The following is a 9,606-nucleotide window of genomic DNA, read 5'->3' on the forward strand; positions in this document are numbered from 1 at the left end:
CTGCGGAAGGCGGCGAGAATACGCTCGATCCAGCCACGCTCGACAAGAATCGGGTTTTCAAGTCGGTTGGGCGCTGAAAAGTGCGTCAAAACGGATCTTTGCCGAAATGAAAAACCTCGACGCCAACGGCTCTCCCGTTCCGATGAAGATTGTCGACAATCGGAAGCTGGCAGCGTGTGGGTAGGCGTCGGGTCTTGGAGAAGGTCCGCCCAACTGTTGCCTCGCCATGCGCAACGCGACATGGGCACTATCGAGCGGGCGAGTCCCCTTGCATCGAGCTTGCGCTTTAGTCGCGTGTGGCTCTGGGGCCTGCTGAGGGAGTGGTGGCTTCGTCGGAGAACTCGGGGCTTAGCTGCGGGACCGTGGTCCTGCCTTCGCTTGAGCCCGGAGTGGAGGATTGCACAATCACGGTCGGCGAGGTCGGCGCTAGCGCAGCGTCGACAAGGAATCCAGTCGACGTTAGGAAAATCGCGGCTGACAACACAAAGCCCATTGAGTGTGCCTCCCCGGTGCTTTACCCGGGCCGACGACCCGGCCATTCGCTTCCTGACTTCTATATCGTAGGTCAAAAATCCGAAGTCGCCCATTACGCGGCTCTGTTTTCCTCAGCAGCGTCCGCGCCCAGTGCCTAGGTCGACCTTCCTTTCCGTGCCGTCGCGCCTGGGACTTGCCGGTACGGATTCGTCGCGCTTGTTCTATCGCACGCGTCGATTGCGACGGCGTATCGTCGCGCGAAGGCCTGGATCGACCAAGCATGTGGAGGCCTTATTATCGTGCTGGGAATCCGGCAGGCATTTCGTTAGCAAGGCGCCCAGTGGAGCCTATCTGAACGGCCGTTTTGCGCACGGGCGACCGTCCCATTCGGATCGGGTGCAGCCGATCGCCTGCTCACGGGTTTTGAGCTACGTATCCCCATCGTGTGAGACATGCTCTCGCCGCGCGGCAAGACATCGAACGGACAGCCATGGGAAAGATGATCGGTTTTCTGGAGCGCGATGGTTTCGTGACGATGCGACCGTCTCCCACAGACGGTCGCATCCGTATCGTCGAGCTCACCCCGGAGGGGGCGGATCTTTTTGAGCGGGCGGCGCCGTTCTGGCTCGAAGCGCAGCGTCAGTTCAGCATCATGAACGGACCGAAAAATGTGGCCGTACTGCGCCAGAGTGAGGAGGGTTATACCTAAACCCATTGCGCTAATCGTTATTAGGGTCGCACACTTTTTGTTTCACGGGAAACGACATTGACAGCTACGCACCGCTAGCGTAAGTTATGTTAACGAATTCGTTAATGGATACATGAAAATGACAATCCGCGCACAAGACGTTGTTCCAATCAGTGAAGCCCGAGCGCGTTTGACAGAGTTGGCCGAGGACGTCGTGGCGGGAGCTGAGAAGGTCCTCACGAAAAATGGCTCCGCTTTCGTCGCGATCGTCGACGCGAAGAAGCTTGATTACTATCACGAGCTCGAGCGCCATGAGCTCGGGCGCTTGCTGATGCTCTCTGACGCCGAACGCGGGATGCACGACGTGCACGCTGGGCGGACCTCGTCTGCCGAAGACTTCCGGCGCTCGTTGCAAGATCGTGCCGAGAAACGTCGCGTCAAAAGCCAGACATGATCATTGTCGACGTCGCTGACTCGTTTGGCGAGTCGCTCGACGCCATTGAAGCGTTCATGTTTGTTCAAGACGAAGGCTCGGCCGCACGACGCTCCGACCAACTCGAAGGTGAGATCGTTGAGCTTATTGCGCGCCTGGAGCAGTATCCTAAGATTGGTCGTCGAGCGGACTTCTATGCAGTGACTTCAGCCGCGTCGCAGGCATGGCTTCGGCAGGTTGAGCAGTTGGCTGCGCGGGCTCGGATGTTGGAGTTTCGGGAGTCCGTTCTCTCTGCCCATCTCGTCCTGTACGCGTGTTCCGACACACGCGTGATCCTGCTTTCGATTCGCCACGAGCGAGAGGTCAAGTACGGCCCCGATGTCGTCTGATGCTCGTCCCTTGGGTTTCGGGAACGGCCGGAAGCGATCAAGGCTTGGCTCTGCGCAATCGTCAAGCAGCTGAGAGGTGACGCTCATTGTCTGGTGGTAGATCATTCAAATCTTCTTCTCAGAGCTGCGCATCGAGCTTGGGTGTCGCGGCGGCTCCGTCCTCAAATCCAACACCGTGCATCGGATTGGTACCTGCCTCGCGACGATTTATTCGGATGAGGCGTTGGCGCGCGTTTCGTTTGCTGAAGCGCCTGCACCGTGGGTAGGGCCCCCTGCGCCCAGCTCCGCGATAGCGGGCTTCGAAACCGACGCAACCCAGGTAGCCAGGCGCTCCCCTTGCTCTTCATAGGGTGTCGGTGCCGACGTCCGATTGACCCGTGTGCCGGCATTGCAGTGAACCGTCGTTTCCGGTAATCCCGCCCCCCGAGAGCAACGATTCGACGTCCAGCGCGGATTCATCTGCCGAAACTCGGCTTTTTTCCCATTCGACACGATCAACGCGCCCCAGCGCGGTTCGCCGGCACCGCCGTGCACCGCTGGGGCATCAAGGTGTCGCGGGCTCTGGAGAAGGCCTTTCGCCGCTACAAGCGAGCCGTCGGTGGGAGCTTGCAAATCGATGAAAACAAGGCGCCGCCCTTGACGAACTTCACGTTTTCAAGTTGCGATGACGGAGGGCTCGACGCGTTAGGGGAACCAATTACACGCGAATCGGGCGACGAGCGCAGCGCCGGCGCATACGGTGGCGAGCCAGCACAGCGCACGAAGTAACCAGTGAGCGCTGAGGTCGCCCACCGCCGAGCGCTTCGTGCTCAGCATGACGAGCAGGACCATGATCGGCATCGCCGTCGATCCGTTGACCACCGCCCCCCAGTAAAGAATTTGAATGGGCTCGACGCGCATGATTGTGAGGGTCACGCCGATCGACACGCCCAGCGCCATTACGGCGAGGAGCGCAAGCGCGATCCTCCGATTGCGATGCCCATCGTCCTGATGCGCGTCGTTTTGCTGATCGACTGCGCTCACGGCCGCGTGAGCGGCCGAACCGGCGAGCGGCGGTAGGGCCAGGAACGCCGTGCCGATGAACGCAAGGGCAAGTACAATCGGAGCATAGCCGCCCATTGCTGGTTCGATCACACGAGCGGCGTCGCGCGCATTGTTCAGGCCGTTTCCGTTCAGATGCAATGTTGCAGCGGCTGCGGCCATGACAAAAAAGCCGACACCGTTGGACAAAGCCGTTCTGATCATCGTGTTCCTACGCATGACGATCGATTGACGCCCCCGCTTGCAGAAGTCTTTGTTTTCGGAGACGACTTGCGGCCGCTTTTCTTCGACCTGCTGATCGGCCTGCGAAAACAGGAGATAGGGGCTGATAGTCGTCCCGAGCACAGCGAGCAGGACCGTAAAGTAATGCTCAGACCATGTAATCCGCGGCATGAGCGACTTGATGCCGATCGTCTCCCAAGGCATGTCGACGGCAACGGCCACGCCGACGTACGCGAAAAGTGTGAGCGTGAGCCATTTTAGAACCTGCGCGTAGCGCACATACGGGATGAACCACTGGAGTGTGACCGACGCGAGGCCAAACAGCGCAGCGAAGATTGGGATCGATCCGCGCCAGAGCAGTTGCGCGGCGATCCCCATCGCGACGATGTCGGCTGCAATGTTGAATATGTTTGCGATGAGGAACCTTGCGACGGCGATGTAAAACAGGACGCGCGAATAATGTTTGCGCATGTTCACTGTCAGGCCATTACCGGTCAGAGCGGCAATCCTCGCGGCGACGAGTTGGAATGCGACCATTGACGGATAAGACAGCACGCAAATCCAAAGCATGTCGTATCCGAACTGTGCACCGGCGAGCGAATAGGTCGCGAGACACTTGGATCATTGTCGGTCGCAGCCGAGACCAGTCCTGGCGGTGTAGGCTTTGCCCATGAGTGCGCCGGGATTTCCTCCTGGGAGGACGGGTTGTTGGATGTTTCGGCAACAGACATGGTCGGCTCGCCGCCCGGTAAATTGAACCGTGTCTCGCATCGGCGAGGCAGATGTGCGCGCTGCAGGATCCATGCCCGTCGTGCGGCAAATCCAAAGGCGGCTCAATAACCGCTTCTCCGAATTGCGGTGTTAGCGAGCGGCACACCGTCGCCAACTACAAAGCCCGCGAGCTCGTCAGCGCGATGCCGACAAAGTTGTTGCTGAAAAGCGACCACACTCTGTGGGCGAGAACTTCTCTAAAATTCGTCGATGCGCTGATGCGCCTATTTTTCCGACCTCCGGGTACCCGGGCGATAAGCGGCAGCGCGCGTTGGGTTCGCCTTATCGGCATCTTCACCCATCGCCATGTCGCTCTCCGGCTGGCAGGATCACGTCGAGCTGCACCATCTGTAGGGACTTATTTGCGTGATCGGGGCAGACAACTAGCGAGCGCTGATCGACGCCGCCATCCGGTCCGCCAGTTCGCCCAGAATCTCGCTCAGCGCGGCAGCTTGCGCCGCTGAATCAGTGCCGGCGATTGGCGCCTGCAGTGCCGCATGTTCGATGAGCACGACGTGGTCCGGGTGTCTCGCGACCAGCGTCCACGCGGCGTGCAGCGTGATTCCCTCCGTTTCCCTGGATTCGACATCGATTACCGTGACGACGAGCGCACGCGTGCCCGCAGGGGCGGGCAAGTCCGGAGGCACGAAGGTCCCATCCGGCAACCGGGTCATCAAATCGCGCACCAGCGCAAGACGCATCACTTGCGCGAGCGGCGCCCCCCAGCGCTCGTCCTCTGCGATCGCAAGCTGGTTCGGCGCGGGTTCCGTGACCACCTCGGGACGATCCAGCTCGGCCGGAATATGCAAGGCGGTCAGTTGCACTGGCGCAATGGGCGCCGCGGCAAGCGGCGCCCGCGCAGGCACGCTGCTCAAGGTGACGTAGTGCGTCGCCGGACTGTGCGCACAGCCATGCAAGAGAATTGCAACGGCGAGAGCCGTGAGGGCTGTCGTGGCCCGCCGCCCGTCACGACATTTCATCGTTCGTCCCCTTGCTTTCCGCGAATGAGCGCTTCCGGGTGCCGGTCCAGATAGTCGGCCAGCACCCGGATCGAGCGCGCGGCATCCGACAGTTCGCGCAGGGCGCTCGGCAGATCGTTCTGGCTCGTGGCGTCGCCGCCCATCATGCGGTTTGCGGAGGCGGTTGTCTCGTCTGCAGCGTTCGCCGTCTCGCGCAGTTGTGCCATGAGCGGGCCTATTTGCGGGGTGACCTGTTCGAGCGTGCGATCGATTTGCGTCACGGAACGATCGATATGCTCGAGGCTGTCGTGGATGCGCGGGGAAGCGACGAGCGAATCGACGCGAGTAGCAATTTCGAGCACCTTGTCTCCAGTTTCCTTGATCGGAAGTCCGTTGAACCGGGTGATGATCTGATCGGCCTTGGATGTCATGTCGTCGATATCGGCCGATTCGATGCTGGGAATGATGGACATGCCGTTCTCGCTGGCAAGCGTCGCGCTCGACGCGTTGCGCACGAAGTCGAGTTTCACTTCCCGCGGGCCGACGAGCGGCGGGTCTTGCGAGAGCCGCGCACGCAGGCCATCGGCGATGAGATGCTCGAGCATGCCGTCGACGAGCGGCTTCCAATTGCCATCGGCCGGCGGTGTGGCGCCAGCGATGCCGAGCTGGTTCGGATCGAGCGCGATCTGCACAGGCATGGAGAGGACACCCCTTGCTGCGTTATAGTGAAGCTGCACGCTCGTGACCGTGCCGACGTGAAAGCCCCGCAGTTCGACATCGGCGCCGCTCTTCAATTCTCCCACCGGGCCCGCGAAGCGCACGACATAGCTCACGATCGGCTCGTGCGTCGGCGTAAGAGCAGGGCGACGATTGCTTCCAATGAAACGGCGCACGGGTTGGCCGGGCCCGGTTCCAAGACGATCTCGGGACCGGAGATGATTGCCTTGATCGAGGACAGATCGCTGAAATCCGGTTGCGCGCCACGCACATAGAACCTTGTGCCGCTGCGCAGATCGTCTTTTCTCGTGCGGTCGATCGTGGCTTGAACTTCAACGTGTCTGCCATCGGCGGCCAGCGTCACATTCGAGACGGTGCGGATCTTGACGCCATGCAAGGTCACGTCCGTCCCGCCGGCCTTCATGCCGTACGCATCGTCGAAAGTGATGGTTACCGTGTCGCCACCATGAATCAGCGCTTGAATGCCAAACCATCCCGCAACGCCGATCGCAGCGATGGGCACGGACCAGATCCAACCCGGCCATGCGCTGCGCTGGACCTTCGCCTCTGTGCGCCGCGTTCTCGCGTCTGTCATTGTCGACTCCGGTGGCGGACGTCCCACATCATGCGCGGGTCGAACACGCGCGAGGCCACCATCGTCAGAAACACTACCAGCGCGAAGGCCGTCGCGCCCGGTGCGGTGCGCGTCGAAGCAATGCCGCCGAAGCGGATCAGCGGCTCGAAGGCGGCAATCGTGAAGACATCGACATTCGACCAGCGTCCGAGCTCGTCGATCCACCGGTAAAGATGCGTCTTGATGCGCAGGTGCCGGCTGGATCGGCGGTGTACCGACACGATGAACCATGCCATGCCCAACAGCTTCGCCACCGGAATGATGATGCTCGTGCCGATGACAAGAATGCCGAACGGCCATAGTCCTACATGGAACAGTTCGCGGACGCCATCGATGATCCGATGGGGCACGTCCTTCCCGAGCTGTATCGAAATTGTCATCGGATAAAGATTGGCGGGCAGGGTGAGCACGAGCGCGGCGAGCGAAAGCGCAGTAGCGCGCGGGACGCCATCAGTCTTTCGAACGCGCATTCGCAGACCGCATCGGGAACAAGGCTGCTCGTCATGATCGAATGGCTCGACGAGATCGCACACCACGCATGAAATCACGCGCCGGCCCGGCTCGAGGGGCCGCTCTGGCGCAATGGCGCGCCACACGGCACGTTGGTCGAGCGCCGCGCGCGTGATCATCGACATGACGGCCGCGACGAAAAAGCAGTATCCGCCGGGTCCGATCGAGGCGCTCAGATTTTTCGTCACCCGCGCATAGCCGATGAAGCAGCCGATCAGATAGACATCGGGCATGGCCCAAGCATCGAGCCAGATGGTCCAGCGGAATAGCGGGCCAATGCCCCTGAAGCGCTTTCCGATGTAGAGCGTTCCAAGCACGAGTGCGAGTCCGCCGAAACGCACCAACGGCAGCACAATGCCGAATGCCCCGAGCAGCACCGCGAGAATCAGCCATCCCTCACTCCCCATCGCCACGATCCCGGATGCGAGCAATGACGAGCGCTCGCCGCCCAACATGCGAACGGTGATCAGCGTGGCAAGGTTGGCAGGAAAGAGCAGCACAAACGTCGCGGACGCACAGGCGAGCGCCGCTGTCAAACTGCGTCCGCTACGCCGTTCGAGCGGGTAGTGACAGCGGCGGCAGCGTGCGATACTTGCGGCGTCAGCGGCGGTACATCCACGAGCGCGCCGCATTCTGGGCAGCTAATCGTCATAGCGGTTCGACCGCTACCGCATTACATTCAGTTCGCGAATAGCCCTTCGTTCACTTTGTAGCGGTTACGGTTTACGGTGGACCCTGATTATGCAACTGATCCTTAGTCAATCACTGGACCGGCGGCATGAGGCAACTTTGCTAGCTTCTAGTCTAGCAAGCCGCGTTCCTTCACCGCGCAAGAAGCGGCTTTCGCTTTCAAGTACGGCGGGGCCCATATGCGGCGGTCGCGGGTTGAGGACCGTTACACGTATCGCCGCGAGCGCGGCCACGGCGTGCGCTACGCCCGCCAGTGCCGCTGGTCTAGATAGACCATTGCAAAAAATCTTTCAGCGCGGTGCGCATGCGGGTGCGCTCGATGGTGACCATATCCAAAGCGATCCGAGGCCCCGGGTGCCGCGCGTCGTATTGACCAGTCCCGGTGCCCTCATCGCAAAACGCGACAAACGAAGACGAGTCCGATGCTATAGGCAGCAGGGGCTGCGAGCTCACACGATCGGACAGACCGCTTCGCTTTTCATGAGGCTGTCAGCGAGGCGGCGTCCCGCACTGTAGCCTGCCATCAACGCTTCGACTTCAGTGCAGAACATTTTCGCTGGGACTTCGGAGTGCCGAATGGGCATGATCTGCGCGACAGGCGGGTCGTCCTGAAGCAGGCGAACGGACACGTTGTAGCCAGATCGGACAATTGGCTCGACTTTTTGCAATCGAAACTCGGCCCTGACGCTTACGTCGACAATGTAGTTCTTGTACTGATATTCCCGCTTCATTGACGTGCCCGCACTAAAGAAGTAGCTAGCGTTCGATGACAAGACCCTAAGACTCCGGCGTAAAGAGGAAATGCCTGGGGACTTCCGTTTCGCCATACTCGATCACGCAACGATAGGCCTTTTCCCGGCTGCGGAAGCATCCAGGCGCGCCCGTTCCATGTACGCCGTCGCCTGGAAAGGCGATCACGACCAGTGGGACATAGCCCTTCGCATCGTGTGCGATGATCGGTGTGATCAATGAACCCATGAAGTCGACACCAGTGGGCTTGATGAACTCCATGCTCAGTCTCCGGTTGAAGCGTGTTCGCTCCGACAATCTGGGCGCTAAGGCGCGCAGCGACCTCACGGGGCGCCTGTCCGGTCTCGAATGGTCCACTGATCGCCGCGCTGTCAATCGGGTAGAGGAATTGCCCATCGCTCTTGCGTACGACCTTGAACAATCCGACAGAAAGGTCGCCCGGTGGACATTGGCAGTACGCGTAGATGGGGAGAACAACGCGGCGAACGCGCTCGACGAGCATTCCAACTGAAGCTCCGAACTACCCGGTTTCACGCGCTTCATCACGTCAACCTTTGGCCGCAGACGAAGCGATTAGAAAGGTGATCGTCAATCTCTGACCTTCCAAACCGAAGCGCAAACTCGCAAGCTTCCTCGGGCGAGGCCAATCGCCCCAGCACATCCGATGCTCGCTGCTTGCCGTCCTTTTCGAATATCACGATCGCCGCGTATTTGCCGCTATCGAAGGCCGCCAGTGGTTTGAGTAAGTAGCCCCTATAAGAAACGTCGCTATAGTTCATGTCTCGATGGATGATCGCTAGGTGAGTCATCATTCCGCCGTCGTATTAGTGTCGCCCCCTTCGCTAACCCGGTATGAGAGTGTTTGAAAACCACGCATTACGGACGGTTAATTCCCTTGAGGGCCCCTCGAAAATGGCAACCCTCTGACCCGGGGCTAAGGCAGCTTCAGCCAGAACGATTCCGCATTGACATGTCGCTATGCCGAACGGTGCTTTTCTCGGGAGCGATGTTCCGGTAGTCGAGGGTGAGTCTGCCGGCTTCGCCGCTATGGAGAAGAGCCGAGCGCACTGGGCATGGCGCGATCTCGTGCTTACGCAATAGACCTCCTTCCGTGTAGCCGGTCTGCTCGATAGTTCATAAGCGAAGAGGATGTGCGCCGGTCTCGGTATGCTCAGTCTCGTCATTTCCAGCGATATCGGGCCTTCTTTCCAGGAACGTCGTCGACTCTTGGAAATTAACCTTCATGACGTCAGTCGTACATGTATCTGCGCGACCATGCAAGTGAATCGGCTTGCGCGCCCGCCTTCCGACAAACGATTTGGTAAATC

The 9,606-nt window shown here is 60.1% G+C and carries 13 protein-coding genes and 1 pseudogene; 5 read left to right on the forward strand and 9 right to left on the reverse strand.

Features of this window, described 5'->3' with window-relative positions; genetic code table 11:
- The 5 genes and pseudogenes from AWB68_RS50145 to AWB68_RS39780 form a co-directional block, all read left to right on the forward strand.
- Positions 1 to 184, forward strand: a 184-nt coding sequence (locus tag AWB68_RS50145; protein WP_235028760.1) for a hypothetical protein, incomplete at its 5' end; no start/stop codon positions are given.
- 490 nt (positions 185 to 674) lie between these two features.
- Positions 675 to 803 (forward strand): annotated as a pseudogene (locus tag AWB68_RS51725) (LysE family translocator); the annotation flags it as partial.
- A 161-nt stretch (positions 804 to 964) separates the two neighbouring features.
- Positions 965 to 1,183, forward strand: a complete 219-nt coding sequence (locus tag AWB68_RS39770) for a MarR family winged helix-turn-helix transcriptional regulator (protein ID WP_235028761.1) — start codon at positions 965 to 967, stop codon at positions 1,181 to 1,183.
- A gap of 118 nt (positions 1,184 to 1,301) precedes the next feature.
- Positions 1,302 to 1,616: a type II toxin-antitoxin system prevent-host-death family antitoxin gene (locus AWB68_RS39775; RefSeq protein WP_087649683.1), complete on the forward strand. Its 315-nt coding sequence runs from the start codon at positions 1,302 to 1,304 to the stop codon at positions 1,614 to 1,616.
- A complete protein-coding gene (locus tag AWB68_RS39780; RefSeq protein WP_087649676.1) occupies positions 1,613 to 1,984 on the forward strand; it encodes a hypothetical protein in 372 nt (123 codons plus the stop codon). Before AWB68_RS39775 ends, AWB68_RS39780 begins: the two co-directional genes overlap by 4 nt.
- A gap of 684 nt (positions 1,985 to 2,668) precedes the next feature.
- On the opposite strand, the gene AWB68_RS39785 is transcribed toward AWB68_RS39780, so the two are convergent.
- From AWB68_RS39785 to AWB68_RS50165, 9 genes are all read right to left on the reverse strand, one after another.
- Entirely contained in the window at positions 2,669 to 3,817 is a 1,149-nt protein-coding gene (locus AWB68_RS39785) for an NRAMP family divalent metal transporter (protein ID WP_235028763.1), read from the reverse strand.
- A gap of 584 nt (positions 3,818 to 4,401) precedes the next feature.
- Positions 4,402 to 4,998: a PqiC family protein gene (locus AWB68_RS39790; RefSeq protein ID WP_087649677.1), complete on the reverse strand. Its 597-nt coding sequence runs from the start codon at positions 4,996 to 4,998 to the stop codon at positions 4,402 to 4,404.
- On the reverse strand, positions 4,995 to 5,810 hold the full coding sequence (locus AWB68_RS50155) for an MlaD family protein (protein WP_235028764.1): 816 nt from the start codon (positions 5,808 to 5,810) through the stop codon (positions 4,995 to 4,997). Before AWB68_RS50155 ends, AWB68_RS39790 begins: the two co-directional genes overlap by 4 nt.
- The gene (locus AWB68_RS50160) at positions 5,807 to 6,289 is read right to left on the reverse strand and encodes an MlaD family protein (RefSeq protein WP_235028765.1); all 483 of its coding nucleotides are present in this window, start codon (positions 6,287 to 6,289) and stop codon (positions 5,807 to 5,809) included. Before AWB68_RS50160 ends, AWB68_RS50155 begins: the two co-directional genes overlap by 4 nt.
- The gene (locus AWB68_RS39800) at positions 6,286 to 7,374 is read right to left on the reverse strand and encodes a paraquat-inducible protein A (protein ID WP_235028766.1); all 1,089 of its coding nucleotides are present in this window, start codon (positions 7,372 to 7,374) and stop codon (positions 6,286 to 6,288) included. Before AWB68_RS39800 ends, AWB68_RS50160 begins: the two co-directional genes overlap by 4 nt.
- Before the next feature lie 603 nt (positions 7,375 to 7,977).
- Positions 7,978 to 8,259 (reverse strand): hypothetical protein, encoded by a 282-nt coding sequence (locus tag AWB68_RS39810; protein ID WP_087649679.1) that lies wholly within the window; start codon positions 8,257 to 8,259, stop codon positions 7,978 to 7,980.
- A complete protein-coding gene (locus AWB68_RS51730) occupies positions 8,256 to 8,654 on the reverse strand; it encodes a hypothetical protein (protein ID WP_374729656.1) in 399 nt (132 codons plus the stop codon). The genes AWB68_RS39810 and AWB68_RS51730 overlap by 4 nt, the downstream gene beginning before the upstream one ends.
- A 166-nt stretch (positions 8,655 to 8,820) precedes the next feature.
- Positions 8,821 to 9,057 carry a hypothetical protein gene (locus AWB68_RS39825; RefSeq protein WP_125483207.1) on the reverse strand — a complete coding sequence of 79 codons (237 nt, stop codon included), beginning with the start codon at positions 9,055 to 9,057 and terminating at the stop codon, positions 8,821 to 8,823.
- 355 nt (positions 9,058 to 9,412) lie between these two features.
- On the reverse strand, positions 9,413 to 9,606 hold a 194-nt coding region (locus AWB68_RS50165; RefSeq protein WP_235028767.1), incomplete at its 5' end, for a hypothetical protein.

Source organism: Caballeronia choica (assembly GCF_001544535.1).
GTDB lineage: Bacteria > Pseudomonadota > Gammaproteobacteria > Burkholderiales > Burkholderiaceae > Caballeronia > Caballeronia choica.